Origin of the sequence: Frischella sp. Ac48 (assembly GCF_019641635.1) — a bacterium.
Lineage (GTDB): Bacteria > Pseudomonadota > Gammaproteobacteria > Enterobacterales > Orbaceae > Frischella > Frischella japonica.
Map to the genome: position 1 here is coordinate 55,978 of NZ_JAETXP010000014.1, position 18,724 is coordinate 74,701.

Annotated in this window: 13 protein-coding genes and 1 pseudogene; 13 read left to right on the forward strand and 1 reads right to left on the reverse strand. The window is 36.1% G+C overall.

Features of this window, described 5'->3' with window-relative positions; genetic code table 11:
* The first annotated feature begins 195 nt into the window (after window positions 1-195).
* The 5 genes from rne to JMI89_RS10275 all read left to right on the forward strand — a co-directional run bounded on the left by rne (window position 196) and on the right by JMI89_RS10275 (window position 6,754).
* Complete coding sequence (gene rne, locus JMI89_RS10255) at window positions 196-2,919, forward strand: ribonuclease E (RefSeq protein ID WP_187756008.1); 2,724 nt, start codon at window positions 196-198, stop codon at window positions 2,917-2,919.
* Between the two features lie 395 nt (window positions 2,920-3,314).
* The gene (locus tag JMI89_RS10260; RefSeq protein WP_220680018.1) at window positions 3,315-4,061 is read left to right on the forward strand and encodes an ABC transporter permease subunit; all 747 of its coding nucleotides are present in this window, start codon (window positions 3,315-3,317) and stop codon (window positions 4,059-4,061) included.
* On the forward strand, window positions 4,054-4,938 hold the full coding sequence (locus JMI89_RS10265; RefSeq protein WP_187756010.1) for an ABC transporter permease subunit: 885 nt from the start codon (window positions 4,054-4,056) through the stop codon (window positions 4,936-4,938). Before JMI89_RS10260 ends, JMI89_RS10265 begins: the two co-directional genes overlap by 8 nt.
* A 2-nt stretch (window positions 4,939-4,940) precedes the next feature.
* Entirely contained in the window at window positions 4,941-5,945 is a 1,005-nt protein-coding gene (locus JMI89_RS10270; RefSeq protein WP_187756011.1) for an oligopeptide/dipeptide ABC transporter ATP-binding protein, read from the forward strand.
* Complete coding sequence (locus JMI89_RS10275) at window positions 5,939-6,754, forward strand: ATP-binding cassette domain-containing protein (protein WP_220680024.1); 816 nt, start codon at window positions 5,939-5,941, stop codon at window positions 6,752-6,754. The genes JMI89_RS10270 and JMI89_RS10275 overlap by 7 nt, the downstream gene beginning before the upstream one ends.
* A gap of 121 nt (window positions 6,755-6,875) precedes the next feature.
* Here JMI89_RS10275 and JMI89_RS10280 read toward each other — a convergent pair whose 3' ends face one another.
* Window positions 6,876-7,160 carry a pyrimidine/purine nucleoside phosphorylase gene (locus JMI89_RS10280; protein WP_220680019.1) on the reverse strand — a complete coding sequence of 95 codons (285 nt, stop codon included), beginning with the start codon at window positions 7,158-7,160 and terminating at the stop codon, window positions 6,876-6,878.
* 247 nt (window positions 7,161-7,407) lie between these two features.
* Between JMI89_RS10280 and JMI89_RS10285 the strand changes: the two genes are divergently transcribed.
* The 8 genes and pseudogenes from JMI89_RS10285 to JMI89_RS11925 form a co-directional block, all read left to right on the forward strand.
* The gene (locus tag JMI89_RS10285; RefSeq protein WP_370633740.1) at window positions 7,408-8,976 is read left to right on the forward strand and encodes a TerC family protein; all 1,569 of its coding nucleotides are present in this window, start codon (window positions 7,408-7,410) and stop codon (window positions 8,974-8,976) included.
* A 156-nt stretch (window positions 8,977-9,132) separates the two neighbouring features.
* Window positions 9,133-10,905, forward strand: a complete 1,773-nt coding sequence (gene ybaL, locus JMI89_RS10290; RefSeq protein WP_187756015.1) for a YbaL family putative K(+) efflux transporter — start codon at window positions 9,133-9,135, stop codon at window positions 10,903-10,905.
* A 73-nt stretch (window positions 10,906-10,978) separates the two neighbouring features.
* Window positions 10,979-12,313 carry an NCS2 family permease gene (locus JMI89_RS10295; protein ID WP_187756016.1) on the forward strand — a complete coding sequence of 445 codons (1,335 nt, stop codon included), beginning with the start codon at window positions 10,979-10,981 and terminating at the stop codon, window positions 12,311-12,313.
* 871 nt (window positions 12,314-13,184) lie between these two features.
* Entirely contained in the window at window positions 13,185-14,642 is a 1,458-nt protein-coding gene (gene xylB, locus JMI89_RS10300) for a xylulokinase (RefSeq protein ID WP_220680021.1), read from the forward strand.
* A 779-nt stretch (window positions 14,643-15,421) separates the two neighbouring features.
* Complete coding sequence (gene rpsL, locus JMI89_RS10305) at window positions 15,422-15,796, forward strand: 30S ribosomal protein S12 (protein ID WP_039105705.1); 375 nt, start codon at window positions 15,422-15,424, stop codon at window positions 15,794-15,796.
* 95 nt (window positions 15,797-15,891) lie between these two features.
* On the forward strand, window positions 15,892-16,362 hold the full coding sequence (rpsG, locus tag JMI89_RS10310; RefSeq protein ID WP_187756018.1) for a 30S ribosomal protein S7: 471 nt from the start codon (window positions 15,892-15,894) through the stop codon (window positions 16,360-16,362).
* A 109-nt stretch (window positions 16,363-16,471) separates the two neighbouring features.
* Window positions 16,472-18,577 (forward strand): elongation factor G, encoded by a 2,106-nt coding sequence (gene fusA / locus JMI89_RS10315; protein ID WP_220680022.1) that lies wholly within the window; start codon window positions 16,472-16,474, stop codon window positions 18,575-18,577.
* A 70-nt stretch (window positions 18,578-18,647) separates the two neighbouring features.
* Window positions 18,648-18,724: pseudogene (locus tag JMI89_RS11925) on the forward strand (elongation factor Tu); the annotation flags it as partial.

An 18,724-nucleotide genomic window follows, 5' to 3' on the forward strand; every position in this document is an offset into this window, starting at 1 on the left:
GTTGTTTACTAAAAATGCCCGTATTTATGATACTAGAGCATAATATTCACATAAAATAATAACAACGACAATATTAATAAAATAATGAATATTTGGTATGTGTATTTAATACGTATTTAAAAATGCAATTAAAATAAGTTCTCTTTTCTAGTTTGCTTTGTTCTGTGACTTTTGAAAAGTACAGAGTGTAGAATAATGAAAAGAATGTTAATTAATGCAACGCAGCAAGAAGAGTTGCGTATTGCTCTCGTAGATGGTCAACGTCTATATGACCTTGATATCAAAAGTTTGGGTCATGAGCAAAAGAAAGCAAATATTTATAAAGGGACCATTACTAAAATCAATCCAAGCCTAGAAGCAGCATTTGTTTCATATGGCGGTGAACGTGATGGTTTTTTACCTTTAAAAGAAATAGCGAAAAGTTATTTTCCTAACGATATTACAGAACGTCGCAGTATAAAGCATCTTCAAGAAGGTCAGGAAGTTCTGATTCAAATTGAAAAAGAAATTCGAGGTAAAAAAGGCGCCGCTCTAACAACTTACATCAGCCTTGCTGGTAGTTATTTGGTTTTAATGCCAAATGATTCTAAAGCGGGTGGTGTTTCAAGACGAATTGAAGGCGAAGAGCGTGCTGATTTAATACGCAATATTGATGCCCTAGAGAAACCAGAAGGTATGGGTATTATTGCTCGTACAGCTGGCGTAGGTAAATCACAAGAGGAGTTACAACAAGATCTTGATGCGTTAATTGCCTACTGGAATGCTATTCAAACGGAAGCTAAAAATCATCCTGCTCCAAGTCTTATCCATAAAGAAAGTGACGTGATTACGCGTGCTTTTAGAGACTATTTACGCGATGATATTGGTGAAATTCTAATTGATAACCAAAAAGTACTTGAAGCAGCCAAAAAACGTTTAGTAGATTTAGGTCGGGTAGAATATTTAGATAAATTAAAACTTTATACCGGTGAAATTTCACTATTTAGCCATTTCCAGATTGAAGGACAAATTGAGTCAGCCTTTCAACGTGAAGTTAGATTACCATCTGGTGGATCGATTGTTATAGACACCACTGAAGCCCTCACTGCGATAGATATTAACTCAGCTAAATCGATCAAAGGTAGTGATATCGAAGAGACCGCATTTAATACAAATCTTGAAGCTGCTGATGAAATCGCTCGTCAATTACGCCTACGTGACCTAGGTGGTTTGATCGTTATTGATTTTATTGATATGACCCCCATCCGTAATCAACGTGAGGTTGAAAATCGGTTAAAAAAAGCAATGAAATCCGATCGTGCTAGAATTCAAACGGTACGTATTTCGCGTTTTGGGTTGCTCGAAATGTCGCGACAACGACTCAGTCCGTCTTTAAGAGAAGCAACTCATCATATCTGCCCTCGTTGCCAAGGCACTGGAACTATTCGTGACAACAATTCGTTATCGCTGTCAATCCTGCGCTTAATTCAGGAAGAGGCGATGAAAGAAAATACAACGCAAATTGATGTGATAGTGCCTGTAGCAATCGCCAGTTATTTATTAAATGAAAAACGTCGTGCTATTACTAACATTGAAAAAAATTATCCTAATATCAAAATCGTTATTGCTGCTGATAGTGAAATGGAAACACCTCTTTATAAGGTTATTCGTAAACGTAGTGGCGAAGAAACAGACGTATTAAGTTATAATTTGCCAAAACTCATTCGTGAACTTGAGGAAGAAGAGGAAGAACAAATTACCGAAATCGTTTCCGAAGAGGCGATTTTGTCAGGTGTTAAGGTTGAACTAAATCCAGAAATTAACAAAGCTAAACCAGAACAAATTCACCCAGTCAAAACGGGTTTCTTTAGTTCTCTTATGAAAAAATTAGGTGGTTTATTTGCTGCAAAACCTAACGTTGAAACAGCAAAAAATACCTCAAATAAAACCGAACCGACAGCTAAAAGCCGTAATTACAAACGAACGCCTAATCCTCGACGTCAATCGAATAGAAATAATACTAATATTAGTGATATTAAAGAAAAAGAAGCCAACAAAAACAATCATCGCACACGCGCTAATAGCAAAGTAGCGACACAACCAATCGCAAATCAAGCCGTATCATCAACTACGATTGATGCTATACCACAGCCAAAAGCAGAAGTTAAACCAAGACGTCCACAACGACAATTGGTTAAAAAAGTGCGAGTGACACGGGAAGAACAGGATGACGCAAGCCAAAATAGCGTCCCATCTGAAGCTTTAATCGCCGTGCCAATGATTGCCACTATTTTACAACCTGTTTTGTTAGGCAACTTACCTAACCCTAAAACTAATCCAGAAGATAATGTCAATCCATTTAATCGTCGTACACGCAAGACTTCGCGTCATTTAAGATTAAATGGGCAACGCCGGAAAAAAACAAGAAATACAGCCCGAACCAACTCGCCAATGCCGTTAACAATGGCAGTTTATTCGCCTGAATTGGCTTTAGGTAAAATTAACATTGATTATAGTTTTGTAAACGATAGATTAAGCACTAAGCAAGATCAGAGCCAACCTGCACAAAATGCCAGTAACTGTGTGGATCATATGATTATTCCAACGTTATTAACGCCAATTGTATTTAAAACAGCAAATGTGCAACAAGCTGTCGTTAAAACAGAAATGTTTATAGCACCAACGCTTGAAACAGTAACTCATATAGAGGTACATGAGGATAAGGTATCGAATCAAGACAATATCACTTTACCCAAAATTGTCGGATTCTCCTCCTCATCCATGACAAAAGCACCTGCGCCAAGTGTTAATTCTGAAACATCACCGCTAACGATTGTTCATCGTGATGAATCTAACTATCAATATCTTGGTAAAGAAAAAACAAACGGACTCAATACTAAAAATCATGCTTACTCAAGTGCTGCTAAACCAACACATTAAGTGATTACGATCTTGGTGTGGTATTTACCACACCAAATCGGTTTTATTAATTGAGTTTGTTTATGAGGTAAATTCGCATAACATATTAACGGTTATTCATTGTTGATATTCAATTTTTATATTTAAAATGATAATTTCTAAATGGAAATAAATGTTTTTGGTTGTGTTAAACGTTTTGCGAGCTATTAAAGAGATCGATAATGCTAATTTACATCATAAAGAAATTGTTTTCATTTTTAATTTTGTTTTTTTTATTATCTTTAGTTAGTGTTAGTGTATTATATTTTTCTCCCAATAATTCACTTCATCATCTAACCTTCTATCAATTTTATTATGATTTTTATTATCAATTGCTTAGTAATCATCCGTTATCATTACCGTTATTTGATTACAATATGTCTGAAATTTTACAACATGTTTTCTTACCAACCACAGAATTAGGCTTATTGGCAATTTTCTGTGCCATTATTATTGGTTTTCCGATTGGTGTTATATCGGGGTTATCGAGCAATAGTCGTTTTATTCATATCTTACGTTTACTATGCTGGTTGCTCTATGCTAGCCCATTAGTTTGGATCGCTATTTTAATTATTAGGTTATCAACAATTGATTGGCATTTTACGCAGCATATTGATTATTCATCAACCATTGGCAATTCATCTTTGATAACAATATTATCAACTAATAATGACCATAAACTACCGTTGTTAGTTAATCATATTACACCGTTATTGCTTCCAGTTATCATTTTAACAATCCAACCATGTATTACTACCATTCAAATCGTTAGTGAGCGAGTAAAACTGATCGCTAATCAAAACTATATAAAAGTCGCGTATATTAAAGAAAATGCATCATGGAAGGTGCTATTCAGGCATTTATTACCAAATGCTATTCCCAAAATAATTCCACAATTAACCGCTAACATTACCACCTTATTGTTTTCAACAATGGTTATTGAAATATTATTAAATCGGTCAGGAATGGGCACATGGTTACTGTATGGCTTCTATCAACACAATTTTAGCATCTTAGCATTAACGTTATTAGGCTGTGGTATTATCATTAGTTTGTTGATGCTGCTAAGTGAAATTCTAGTAGTTATAATCTATCCAACACAATCAAGGCCATTGCATGAATAAAATAAGCAATTTCCTTAGCAAAATTGGCAATAGTATTGTCAATTTTAAAAACACCATTCATAGCAATATTTATCTTATTATTGGTTGCTATGGTATTTTAACCATAGTTTTTATCTGTTATTCAACTAAATGGCTATTTCATGCCACGCTCGCGCCGATATATGAAAACTTATTACCTCCAGCTTGGCAGAATAAAGGCGACATTAATCACATTCTCGGTACCGATGAACAAGGTCGAGATATCTTCAACTATTTATTATTAGCCTACAAATCTTCAATTAAATTAACGTTATCCGCCACCGGTTTTGTGGTCATAATCAGTGCAGTAATTAATTACCTTTTATTTTTTATCGCACCATTACGTCCATTATTTTCAATGTGTTTTAGAGTTATTATCTCGTTTCCGCCAATCCTCAGTGCAATCGTCGTCGCGCTATTTTGGGATAATGATATCGATGCAATATTGATCATTATTGGGTTAGCCTATCTGCCCAGATTTGTCCATAACATTGATTTACACATTATGCAAGAATGGCAAAAAACTTATATCACTGCACATCGTTTAGATGGTATTCCAACGGTAAAAATTATTAATTTTTATATAATTCCTAATATCTTACCGGCTTATCTGACCGAAATCACCAACCTTTTTAGCAATATCATTTTGGCTTTAACGGTACTAACTTTTCTTGGTTTTGGAAGTAGCAATTTTCGCCACCCTGATTTAGGGGTGATGATGAATAACATGTTGACCATCATCCATGATAACTATTGGGCTTTTTTTATCAGTGGTATCGCTATAATTGTCACGATTTTACTTATACATTTGGTTAATTTAGGGATCAATATTATCTTAGCTAAAAAAGGTGAAAGTTAGTTATGGCATTATTAGATATCCGAAATCTTACCATTGAATTTATTACCTCTGACGGATTATTACGTGCAGTAGATCGCGTAAATTTAAAATTAAATGAAGGTGAGATCAGAGGATTAGTTGGCGAATCGGGATCGGGTAAAAGTCTCGTTGCGAAAGCAATTTTAGGTGTTACAAATAAAAATTGTAAAATCACCGCCGATCGTTTCTTTTTCGATGGTGTTGATTTACTAAAATTAACGAATAAACAACGTCGAAAAATAATTAGCGCTAATATTTCGATGATCTTCCAAGAACCACAATCTTGTCTTGATCCGACCATGAAAATTGGTCGATTACTTATTCAATCCATTCCATCGTGGACATTTAAGGGGCATTTTTGGCAACGATTATTTTGGCGTAAAAATCGCGCTATTGAGTTATTACATCGGGTTGGTATTAAAGAGCATAAAGAAATTATGAATGCTTATCCATACGAACTGACTGAAGGTGAATGTCAAAAAGTAATGATCGCTATCGCACTAGCTAATCAGCCTAAATTACTAATAGCTGATGAACCCACCAATGCAATGGAATCCACCACGGAAGCACAAATATTTCGTTTATTAGCCAGTTTAAATCAGAATTCAGGTACCACGATTTTATTAATTAGCCACGATTTACAAATGGTAACCCGATGGACTGATCGGATTAATGTCTTGTATTGCGGGCAGACCGTAGAGGTGGCTAATAGCGAAGAGTTGATAAAAAAACCTTACCACCCTTATACACAAGCATTGATTTTTGCAATACCTGATTTTGGCAAGGCTATGCCACATAAAAGTCCATTAAATACTTTAGCCGGTGTCATTCCGCCTTTAGAACATTTGCCAATTGGTTGTCGATTAGGCCCACGCTGTCCTTATGCTCAAAAAAAATGCATTGAGACCCCCGAATTGATCACCATTAAAGATCATGCTGTTGCCTGCCATTTTCCACTTAATATAGAATTACCGGATAATAAATCATGAATCCAGCGCTAAAAGTTCGTAATTTGTCGAAACGATTTGCTATACCAAAAGGATTATTTGGTCATCTTTATATAGATGCGGTTAAACCGGTGTCATTTTCGCTTAATGAAGGCAAAACCTTAGCAATAATCGGTCAAAATGGCTCCGGTAAATCAACGTTGGCTAAAATGTTAGTTGGAATGATTAAGCCTGATAGTGGAGATATTTGGATTGAAGATCAAAAATTAGAATATGGTGATTATCATACACGTAGTAAGCTTATCCGTATGATTTTCCAAAATACCGATAGCTCATTCGATCCGCGTTTGAAAATCGGCAAAATACTGGATATTCCTTTAAAACAAAATACGCGACTGACGGCCTACGAAAGAGAACAATTAATTTATGATGTATTAAAGCAAGTAGGGTTATCCGCTGAACATGCTAACTACTATCCTTCCGTCATGGCTGTAGGGCAAAAACAACGTGTGGCGCTAGCCAGAGCTTTGATACTAAAACCTAAAGTGATTATTTTTGACGAAGCCTTAACGGCCTTAGATATTTCAATGCGCTCACAAATTATCAATTTAATGTTATCGCTGCAACAACAACACAATTATTCCTATGTTTATGTTACGCAAGATATCGGTATGATGAAACATATCAGTGATCAGATTCTAGTAATGCATAATGGTGAAATTGTTGAAAGTGGTAATACTGCTGAAGTACTTGCTTCGCCATTAAGTGAGATTACACAAAAACTTGTCCACAGTTATTTTGGTGAAGCACTTACTGCCGATACATGGCGTACCGATACTCGCGCTTTTTAATTAAAGTGATTTGGCAAGATTGAGTCATTCCCTATGACTATTATTTTTTTGCTACTAAGTGAATTGACTCAAAATTATTATTTAATCCAGCTAGTTAAATTGCTACTCATAGGCAACAGTATTAAAGATAACGGCATAAATACGCTGTTGGTTCAGCAACTTGAACACTGAATTCACTTTTCCCTTGAACATGGAAGACTTGACCCACCTGTAAAATTTGCCAATCTTTTGCTATTGGTAATAATACATTTAACGAACCAGAAATAATGGTGATTTCCTCAGGAAAATTAGTACTAAAAGTATAATCCCCTGGTACCATTACCCCTATACTGGATTCACCACTATTGGCATTGTGAAAATGGATTGATTTTACTTTACCGCTGAAATATTCATTGATTGTTAACATAAAAACTATCCCATTATTTGTTACATGAGATATGAGTATACAAAAAAAACGTATTAATCTGAAGTCAGTTTAACTCGTTATTATTAATAATTAACTTATTGATTTTTTAAATAAAAAACATATACATGAGTATATTTTGAATAATATTGAGTAATAAGAGCAAATTATCATTGATTTAATTGATAAAACCGTCCAGAATTAACCACTGCAGCATGTGCTGTTTAACTTAAAGGTAACCACCTGCTTTATGGAATGGATCATGGATCCAACAATTTGGATTGGTCTTTCGACTCTGATTGTTCTTGAAATCGTCCTCGGCATTGATAATATCGTTTTCATTGCTATTCTTACTGAAAAAGTTCCGCCAGAAAAACGCGATCATGCGCGTATTACCGGTTTATCTTTAGCATTAATTATGCGGATAATTCTGTTGATGTTTACTGGTTGGCTCGTTACATTAACCGATCCGCTTTTCACCCGATTTGGTATCACATTTAATGCGCGCCAACTGATTATGCTTGTCGGCGGTATTTTCTTATTATTCAAAGCAACAATGGAACTTAACGAGCGATTAGAAGGATCGGCACAAGAAAATGACCGACAAAAGAAAACCTCTCATTTTTGGACTGTCGTTGCACAAATAGTAATACTCGATGCAGTATTTTCATTAGATTCAGTTATTACCGCTGTTGGCATTGTTGAACAAGTTCCTATTATGATAATCGCGGTCTGTATTGCGATGGTTATCATGATGTTAGCCAGTAAACCGCTAGCCTATTTTGTTAATTCTCACCCAACTATTGTTATTCTCTGTTTGAGTTTCTTGTTAATGATTGGCTTTAGCTTAGTTGCTGAAGGGTTTGGATTTGCAATCCCGAAAGGCTATTTATATGCTGCAATTGGGTTTTCAATTCTCATCGAATTGTTTAATCAAATTGCTATTTTCAATCGTCAACGTTTCCTTAATAGTAAGCCATTACGACAACGCACAGCTGAGGCAATTTTAAACTTGTTAAAAGGCGATAACGAAGATGAAGAACTCACTACTAATACCAGAGATAACCTGGCTGAGAATAGTAAAAATACCGATGTTTTTAATGCACAAGAATTAAGTATGGTGGAGCGCGTTCTAGGTCTGGCACAGCGTTCAGTGAGTAGTATTATGACATCCAGACAAAATATCAGTATGATTAATATTAATGATAAACGTGACGATATTTGGCAAGAAATCAATGAAAACCAACATACACGGTTAATCGTCACTGATGATGCGTCAATCGATGAACCTTTAGGTATAATACAAGTAAATGATTTAGTTAAAGAAATTTTAAATAATCAACAAAACTTTTCAATTGCAAAGTTGATTAAACAACCGCTTATTTTTCCAGAAACGATTTCATTATTAACGGCTTTAGAACAGTTTAAAACCGGTAAAACACATTTCGCATTTGTGGTTGATGAGTTCGGCTCAATGCAGGGCGTGGTATCCGTGACTGATGTCATGGAAACAATAGCTGGCGAATTCCCAACAGAAAATGATGAAGTTGATGCAAAACATGATATTCAATGTCAGGGAGAAGATTGTTGGATTGCTAATGGGTATATTCCACTTGAGGAGTTAGTACGCTTTGTTCCGATCGAATTAGACGAACGCCGAGAATATCATACCTTAGCGGGTCTATTGATGGAAAAATCACAACATATTCCAAGTGTTGGAGAAATCATTAAATTAGATGATTATCTATTTGAGATTCTAGAAATTGATAGCCATCGCATTGTTAAAGTTAAAATTAGTCATATCGCTCAACATCATTAATCTAATTTTCTGCGTCAGGGGCAACAAATGCCCCTTAGCGATATGATAACGAAACAATAAACAAAAATTTCAAAATATTTAAACCAATAACTAAAAAATACGCTAAAATAAATATCGAAATTTTTTCATCCATGAACAACGCTAAATGAGGTGGAGATGCACGATACTGGGCCATTACTTGCTGCAATCATCGGTGGTATCGTTTTAGCCGCTATTTTAGGTATGTTAGCCAACCGATTGCGAATTTCTCCATTAGTCGGTTACCTTATTGCAGGTATTATTTTTGGTCCATCAACCCCTGGCTATGTTGCTGATACGGCGATCATAAGTCAATTAGCTGAGATCGGTGTAATTTTGCTCATGTTTGCGGTCGGCTTGCACTTCTCTATCAAAGATTTACTCACGGTAAAAGCTATTGCTATTCCTGGTGCAATCACACAAATAGCTGTCGCAACCTTATTAGGGATGGGGCTATCGGCAATCATTGGATGGTCAATCATAACCGGTCTCGTTTTTGGTCTCTGTCTTTCAACCGCAAGTACAGTGGTTTTACTTCGTGCTTTACAAGAAAAAAATTTAGTTGAAAGTAAACGCGGTCGCATAGCGATTGGCTGGCTGATTGTCGAAGATATGGTAATGGTATTAACGTTAGTTTTATTACCCCCAATTGTTACTATGCTAAATAATAGTGATGATATCAATTTGTGGTATCTAGCAATGCAAATCACTAAAACTATCGGCTTAGTGATTATCTTCATTACTTTTATGATGTTAATTGGTAGACGATTAATCCCATGGTTATTAGCCAAAAGTGCCAGTACAGGATCAGAAGAATTATTTACCGTTTCAGTATTAGCGATTGCATTGGGTATTGCCCTAGCTGCGGTACAATTATTTGGAGCATCGTTTGCTTTAGGAGCCTTTTTTGCTGGAATGGCATTAACTGAATCGGAATTAAGTCACCGTGCTGGTAATAATATCTTACCGCTAAAAGATGCTTTTGCCGTGCTATTTTTTGTCTCGGTTGGTATGCTGTTTGATCCGCATATCTTAATTGAACACCCATTATCGACACTTTGCACCGTAGTTATTATTATTTTTGGAAAATCCATTGCAGCTTATTTTATCGTCAGATTATTTGGTAATAGTAAACGGACGGCTTTAACGATTTCTGCTAGCCTTGCTCAAATTGGTGAATTTGCCTTTATTTTAGCAGCATTAGGTAAATTATTAGCTGTGTTTCCTGATGATGCATATAGTTTAATTCTGGCTGGAGCAATAATCTCAATAGTGATTAATCCAATTATATTTAATCTGATTGAAAGATATTTATCGAAAACCGAAACCATCGTCGATAAAATGATTGATCCGATAGCGGTAATTAATCAACAAGTCCCTCAAAACCTAAAAGATCATGCCATTCTAGTTGGTCATGGACGCTTAGGAAGCACTATTGCAGCACAATTAAAAAACCAAGATATCCCATTTGTGGTAATTGATAATTCATTATCACTTATTGAACAATTGCGTCATGATCATATTGCCGCAGTATTTGGTAATGCATCTAATCATGAAATATTAGATATAGCGCAAATTAATACTGCAAAATGGTTAGTAATTTCAATGCCTAATGGCTATGAAGCGGGTGAAATTTGTTCACTTGCCCGAGAAGCAAGGACTGATCTTGCGATTTATGTTTGTGCTTTCTATGATGATGAAGTGGAATATATTGTTGAACATGGTGCAACAGGGGTAATTACTGGTAAGCATGAAATTGCAAAACATATCCTAAATTTAATTAATCTTTCACCTGATTCTTTGTCTTCGAATACTGAAAATATGGATAAAAAACAAAACATCAGCAAGAACAAAATGAACATTTCAATCAATGCTAACTTACCAGAAGGAAATGGCAGTCCAATCGAATAATTATTTGACTTTACTAAGTTATTTGTCATAGTAACGTCGCTTTATTTAATTTATTAATCAATTAGGTTTTAATATGACTCATCTGAAATCGAATAATCAGCAATCTTTATTTGAAAAAATATTTCAATTAAAAGAAAAAAAGACAACCGTAGGTACAGAATTTATCGCTGGATTCACGACATTTCTTACCATGGTGTATATCATTTTTGTTAATCCAACCATCCTTTCTGCTACAGGAATGGATAAAAATGCCGTATTTGTCTTAACCTGCCTTGTCACCGCATTTGCTAGCATTTTAATGGGTCTATTTGCCAATTTGCCCATTGCTTTAGCCCCAGCTATGGGCTTAAATGCTTTTTTTGCGTATGGGATCTGTATTGGCATGGGTTATTCATGGCAAGTCGGTATGGGGGCTATTTTTTGGGGTTCTTCAATCTTTTTCTTATTATCGATATTTAAAGTACGTTACTGGCTTATTTCCAATATTCCGCATTGTTTAAGAATTGGGATTAGTGCTGGTATTGGATTATTTATTGCTTTTATGGGCTTTAAAAATATGGGTTTAGTGGTTCATTCTGAAGCTACTTTGTTAACCATTGGCGATATTTTATCTCTAAATGTATTACTTGGCGCACTGGGTTTCTTTATCATTATCATCTTAGCTGCTCGTAATGTTCATGCTGCGGTATTGGTTTCCATCGTTGTTGTCACGTTATTAGCACTTTACTTAGATCCGAATATTCATTATGACGGTATCATTTCTATGCCACCGGATATTTCAACTGTTGTTGGGCATGTTGATCTAACGGGTTCATTAAACTTAGGCATAATGGGAGTTATTTTTTCTATTATGATCGTGAGTTTATTTGATTCTTCGGGAACCATTCTAGCCGTTACCGATAAAGCAGGAATTGCCGATGAGCAAGGTCGTTTTCCTAAAATGCGCCAAGCATTATTAGTTGATAGCTTCAGCTCTTCATTAGGTGGTTTATTTGGTACATCATCAGTATTAACCTATATTGAAAGTACCGCCGGTGTTTCTGTTGGTGGTCGTACTGGTTTGACTTCTGTTGTTGTCGGTTTATTATTTTTAATTGTTATCCTCTTTTCACCACTCGCCCACTTGGTACCAACTTACGCAACATCTGGAGCATTAATTTTTGTTGGCATTTTAATGGTATCGAGTTTAGTTAAAATTAATTGGCATGATTTAACCGAAGCTACGCCAGCATTCATTACCGCATTAATGATGCCTTTTGCCTTTGCTATTACCGAAGGCGTAGCATTAGGTTTTATTTCTTACGTTATTCTTAAGTTATTTACTGGCAAATTTAAAGAGTTAAATATTTGTGTTATTGCGGTAGCAATTTTATTTATCCTCAAATTTGTCTTTATTGATCATCACTGATGCCATTTTTTCTATTTCTACCGTTAATAAACGGTAGAAATAGTGTCCATCAAAGCACAACATGCTGTTGTATTGAGGCTTGATGCCTATTCCAGTCTATTACGTTTCTAGCATTAGAGTCTTATTTTAATGATACACTTTTGATAAATAATGATATGCAAATAATCAATCTCGATTACCCATTTTATATAGTTTGATCTATTTCACAAAAAACAAAAATATATGCATATAGATTACAACATTTATAATCCCTCTAGACTACAATCAATCATGACAACAAAACGATGATTTTACCAATTTACTAATGCCATTTAGAGGAATATTATGAATGAAATTAGTTTAGGTTAAACGTTGGGCGAGAAGCGATATGTTTGATTCAAGATCAGTTAACGATTCTAAGTAAGCGAGTGCTGATCGGATACCAAATAACGTTGAAGAAAATACTTTGGATATGTTTGAATTAAAAACGCCGTTCTAAAACTGAGAATTTAATTTCAATTACTAAATTACGACGTCAAAGAGTGGATAAATATGATAGTTACAGCCATATCGCTACAATTGATACTATGGCATTAGTATTAAAAAGGCTAAAAAATTTTAGCTGATAAAACATTCAATCAAAAATTAATCGCTCGTTATACAAGCAAGACTGAGAAAATAGGTTAAAACATTTTAGAAGGTAGGCTATTACTACAATAAATCGCAAAATATTATTTACTACATGATCTCAATCTAAATGTTATAGCAGTAAACAAGAAAAATTAGAAAATCAAGTTAACCTGTTTATTTTGGTCAGACTGTCTTTTATATAACAAGGAACAAGACAAATTAATATGTCGTTTTGTTCGCATAACTATAGTGGGGAAATAATATGTATATCGGTATTGATTTAGGTACATCAGGCGTCAAAGTGATTCTGATGGATGAACAGCAAAACATTATAGCTTCCCATAGCGAAAAACTAACAGTATCGCGTCCTCATCCATTGTGGTCAGAACAAGATCCACAACATTGGTGGCAAGCAACAAATATCGCCATGTTGGCACTTAAACAGCAACATAATTTGCAGCATGTAAAAGCAATGGGTTTAAGCGGGCAAATGCATGGCGCGGTATTATTAAATAAACAATCTCAGGTATTAAGGCCTGCCATCTTATGGAATGATGGACGCAGCGATACCCAATGTCATGAATTAGAAAAACAAGTGCCAACATCAAGAAAAATTACGGGTAACCTTATGATGGCAGGTTTCACAGCACCGAAACTTAAATGGATACAACACAATGAACCTGACATTTTTACACAAATTGATAAAGTCCTCTTGCCTAAAGATTATTTACGTTTGAAAATTACTGGGCAATTTGCATCAGATCTATCTGATTCAGCAGGCACAATGTGGTTAGATGTTGAAAAACGTGATTGGAATGATCCGTTATTAGAAGCCTGTGGTTTAACTCGACAGCATATGCCTACCCTATTTGAAGGCAATCAAATTACTGGTTATGTCAATGATGATATCGCACAAAGTTGGGGAATCAACTCAATTCCTGTTATCGCTGGCGGTGGTGATAATGCAGCCGGTGCAATTGGTGTAGGACTTTTTCAACCTGGTCAGGCAATGCTATCACTTGGTACTTCTGGAGTTTATTTTGCCGTTACTGATCACTTTATTAGCCAACCTGAACAAGCTATTCATAGTTTTTGTCATGCCTTACCCAACCGTTGGCATCTTATGTCTGTAATGTTAAGTTGTGCCTCTTGTCTTGATTGGGGGTGCCAATTATTGAAGCTAGAAGATGTTCCAACCCTATTATCTTTAATTGAAACTGAAGCATCCAATAATAAACCACCACTACACTTTTTACCTTACCTTTCTGGTGAAAGAACTCCTCATAATAATCCACAAGCGAAAGGTGTGTTTTTTGGATTAACTTATCAACATAGCCAAGTAGATTTAGCTAGAGCCATTCTATGTGGTGTAAGTTATGCCCTTGCTGATGGTATAGATGCCGTTAATCAGACGGGCGTTACACCCGAAAAAATTATGGTGATTGGTGGTGGTGCACGTAGCGCATATTGGCGCCAATTAATTAGTGATGTTTCAGGCTATACTATTGAATATTGCGAAGGTGGTGAAGTTGGGCCAGCTCTAGGCGCAGCAAAACTTGCGCAAATTGCTTGTCATCCCAATATTCCGTTGGAAAAACTATTAACGCCTTTACCCGTGATTCAAATTCATCAACCGAACATGATCCACAATCAATATCACCAACAACAACGTGTAATATTTAGAAAACTATATCAACAACTTAAACCATTAATGGTATAATCATAATGAAGCAGGAACTGTTTATTATATGCTTTCCTGCTTTTCAGATACTTTGATAGCGCCGATTTTTCCTTCATAAATTACAAAGATATTTTTTTCATTATACTCATCTTAAATTCATTTTACGCAATCGATTGTGCTGGAGACCTGTCAAAATCACTAGCTTAAATCTAATTTCCTGTTACTAAACATGGATTACAATAACTCTATCTCATCAGTCAGCTCATATTTATAATGACATTATTAAGCATGTAACCCAAGTCACATTAACTGAAATTCATAAATTTAAAACCAAATTTTATAATAATATAATACCAATCAATAACTTATAGTAAAAAATAAATCATGATATTTAACAATATCCCACATCCGTTTTTTATTGTCGTTAACCGACCGAAACCTAGCAAAGAAAATTGGAAATCGATTAAAACGCCGTTCAATAATTTTTTGGGGTTAATTAATAGCTCATACTGCCGACTTTAATAACTAGTATTTCAAACAAAAGCTGATAGTTACTTTTGCAAATTATTTACCACTAATTTTGGTCAAAAAATTTACCAAACCCTTCTAAAAAAGTAATATCGAAGATTTTCACTATATTTTTTAATAGATGATAAATAGTTTAATTAACCAACATAGGGTAATACTTGACATTATGCCTCATCAGGACTAGAATCTTGCGACCCAAATACTATATCTTACGGTATTATGGGTACAGTTGTTTTTACGTATCTAAAAAGTAGTTTTAATTATTTATTAAATAAATCAGGAGCTTATTAATGGCAACAATTAATCAGCTGGTACGCAAACCAAGAGCACTAAAGGAAGCAAAAAGTAACGTTCCTGCGCTTGAAGCATGCCCGCAAAAACGCGGTGTTTGTACTCGTGTTTATACTACAACACCTAAAAAACCTAACTCAGCATTACGTAAAGTATGTCGTGTACGTTTAACTAACGGTTTTGAAGTGACTTCTTACATCGGTGGTGAAGGTCACAACCTACAAGAACATAGCGTGATTTTAATCCGTGGCGGTCGTGTTAAAGACTTACCAGGTGTGCGTTATCACACCGTGCGTGGAGCGCTTGACTGTGCTGGTGTTAAAGATCGTAAACAAGCCCGTTCTAAATACGGCGTTAAAAGACCTAAAGCTTAATGGTTCTCCGTTAAGTAAGGCCAAACTATATCATTCCATTTAACTCATTTGAGTTTTGGGTAAACCTGAAAAATTATTGAAAACGGAGTAATCCAATGCCACGTCGTCACATTGCTGGTCAGAGAAAAATTCTACCTGATCCTAAGTTCAGTTCAGAATTACTAGCTAAATTTGTAAATATTTTAATGATAGATGGTAAAAAATCTGTCGCAGAATCAATCGTATATTCAGCTCTTGATACGCTTGCAGAACGCAGCGGTAAAGATCATTTAGCTGCTTTTGAAGTTGCACTAGATAACGTAAGACCAACTGTAGAAGTTAAGTCTCGCCGTGTTGGTGGTTCTACATACCAAGTACCTGTCGATGTACGTCCTGTACGTCGTAATGCACTTGCGATGCGTTGGATTGTAGAAGCTGCACGTAAACGTGGCGATAAATCAATGGCTTTACGCCTTGCGAATGAATTAATGGATGCTTTTGAAAATAAAGGCACTGCTGTGAAAAAACGCGAAGATGTTCATCGTATGGCTGAGGCTAATAGAGCGTTTGCACACTATCGTTGGTAATCTTGCCACTGGTATTAAGTGGCTTGAAATTAGACTGATAGCACATATCTACTGTCAGTCAACCTAAATGATATTTTATTAAGCAAACGATTCTAAATAGAGGATTAATATGGCTCGTACAACCCCTATAGCACGCTACCGCAATATCGGTATCAGTGCACACATTGACGCAGGTAAAACGACAACTACTGAACGTATTTTGTTTTACACTGGCGTAAGTCACAAAATTGGTGAGGTTCATGATGGCGCAGCCACCATGGACTGGATGGCACAAGAACAGGAACGTGGTATTACTATCACCTCAGCAGCGACAACTGCATTCTGGTCTGGTATGGGACAACAATTTGAACCACACCGTATCAATATCATCGACACCCCGGGACACGTTGACTTCACCATCGAAGTTGAACGTTCTATGCGTGTTTTAGATGGTGCAGTAATGGTTTACTGTGCGGTTGGTGGTGTTCAACCTCAATCTGAAACAGTATGGCGCCAAGCAAACAAATATAAAGTTCCGCGTATCGCATTTGTCAACAAAATGGACCGTATGGGTGCTAACTTCTTACGTGTGGTTGAGCAAATCAAAACACGTTTAGCGGCAGTGCCTGTCCCATTAGTATTACCAATCGGTGCTGAAGAAGGCTTTACTGGTGTTGTTGATTTACTTAAACGTAAAGCAATTAACTGGAATGATTCAGACCAAGGTACAACCTTTACTTATGAAGATGTGCCAGCGGATATGGTTGAGCAAGTTGAAAAATGGCGTGCAAACTTGATTGAAGCTGCTGCTGAAGCTAACGAAGAGTTAATGGAAAAATACCTTGGTGGTGATGAGTTAACTGAAGAAGAAGTTAAAAAAGCACTACGCGAACGTGTACTTGCTAATGAAATCATCTTGGTAACATGTGGTAGTGCCTTTAAAAATAAAGGCGTTCAGTTCATGCTTGATGCGGTTATTGAGTATCTACCTGCACCAACTGATGTCCCTGCAATTAAAGGTGAATTACAAAATGGTGAACCAGCAGAACGTCATTCAAGTGATGATGAACCATTTGCTGCACTTGCATTTAAAATTGCAACTGACCCATTTGTTGGTAACTTAACTTTCTTCCGTGTTTACTCTGGTGTAGTTAACTCTGGTGACTCAGTGCTTAACTCAGTTAAAGATCGTAAAGAACGCTTTGGTCGTATCGTACAGATGCATGCGAACAAACGTGAAGAAATCAAAGAAGTTCGTGCGGGTGACATTGCAGCAGCAATCGGTCTTAAAGATGTCACAACAGGTGATACGCTTTGTGCTGAAAATTCACCAATTATTCTTGAAAGAATGGAATTCCCTGAGCCGGTTATCTCGGTTGCAGTAGAACCTAAAACTAAAGCTGACCAAGAAAAAATGGGTATTGCTTTAGGTCGTTTGGCTAAAGAAGATCCATCATTCCGTGTCTGGACTGATGAAGAATCAAACCAAACTATCATTGCTGGTATGGGTGAATTACATCTTGAAATCATCATAGACCGTATGAAACGTGAATTTAACGTTGAAGCGAATGTTGGTAAACCTCAAGTTGCTTACCGTGAAACAATTCGTACAACCGTTAAAGATATCGAAGGTAAACATGCAAAACAATCTGGTGGTCGTGGTCAATACGGTCATGTTGTTATCGACTTGTATCCATTAGAAGCGGGTGGTGCTGGTTACGAATTTGTTAACGAAATCAAAGGTGGGGTAATTCCTGGTGAATTTATTCCTGCAGTAGATAAAGGTATCCAAGAGCAATTGAAGTCAGGTCCTTTAGCTGGTTATCCGGTAGTGGATCTTGGTGTGCGTTTACATTTTGGTTCTTACCATGATGTCGACTCATCCGAAATTGCCTTTAAACTTGCCGCATCAATGGCATTTAAAGAAGGCTTCATGAAAGCTAAACCTGTACTTTTAGAACCAATTATGAAAGTAGAAGTTGAAACCCCTGAAGATTATACGGGTGACGTTATGGGTGACTTAAACCGTCGTCGTGGTATGATCGAAGGAATGGATGATACTGCAACAGGTAAAACTGTTCGTGCACAAGTACCTCTTTCTGAAATGTTTGGCTATGCGACAGACCTTCGTTCACAAACACAGGGTCGTGCTTCTTACTCTATGGAGTTCTTGAAGTATAACGAAGCACCTTCAAACATCGTAACAGCAATTATTGAAGCCCGTAAAGCAAGATAATTATTTATATATAAATAAAGTAACACTTCCCTACAACATGAGGGAAGTGATTTAATAAAGGAACATTAAGATGTCTAAAGAAAAATTTGAACGTACAAAACCCCACGTTAACGTAGGTACAATCGGCCACGTTGACCATGGTAAAAC

Excerpts from the sequence above, each read along its gene's own strand:
- JMI89_RS10260 (WP_220680018.1), top strand. The coding sequence starts at position 3,315 with ATGTCTGAAATTTTACAACATGTTTTCTTACCAACCACAGAATTAGGC.
- JMI89_RS10270 (WP_187756011.1), top strand. The coding sequence starts at position 4,941 with ATGGCATTATTAGATATCCGAAATCTTACCATTGAATTTATTACCTCT.
- xylB (WP_220680021.1), top strand. The coding sequence starts at position 13,185 with ATGTATATCGGTATTGATTTAGGTACATCAGGCGTCAAAGTGATTCTG.
- rpsL (WP_039105705.1), top strand. The coding sequence starts at position 15,422 with ATGGCAACAATTAATCAGCTGGTACGCAAACCAAGAGCACTAAAGGAA.
- JMI89_RS10285 (WP_370633740.1), top strand. The coding sequence starts at position 7,408 with ATGGAATGGATCATGGATCCAACAATTTGGATTGGTCTTTCGACTCTG.
- ybaL (WP_187756015.1), top strand. The coding sequence starts at position 9,133 with ATGCACGATACTGGGCCATTACTTGCTGCAATCATCGGTGGTATCGTT.
- rne (WP_187756008.1), top strand. The coding sequence starts at position 196 with ATGAAAAGAATGTTAATTAATGCAACGCAGCAAGAAGAGTTGCGTATT.
- rpsG (WP_187756018.1), top strand. The coding sequence starts at position 15,892 with ATGCCACGTCGTCACATTGCTGGTCAGAGAAAAATTCTACCTGATCCT.
- JMI89_RS10265 (WP_187756010.1), top strand. The coding sequence starts at position 4,054 with ATGAATAAAATAAGCAATTTCCTTAGCAAAATTGGCAATAGTATTGTC.
- fusA (WP_220680022.1), top strand. The coding sequence starts at position 16,472 with ATGGCTCGTACAACCCCTATAGCACGCTACCGCAATATCGGTATCAGT.
- JMI89_RS10295 (WP_187756016.1), top strand. The coding sequence starts at position 10,979 with ATGACTCATCTGAAATCGAATAATCAGCAATCTTTATTTGAAAAAATA.
- JMI89_RS10280 (WP_220680019.1), bottom strand. The coding sequence starts at position 7,160 with ATGTTAACAATCAATGAATATTTCAGCGGTAAAGTAAAATCAATCCAT.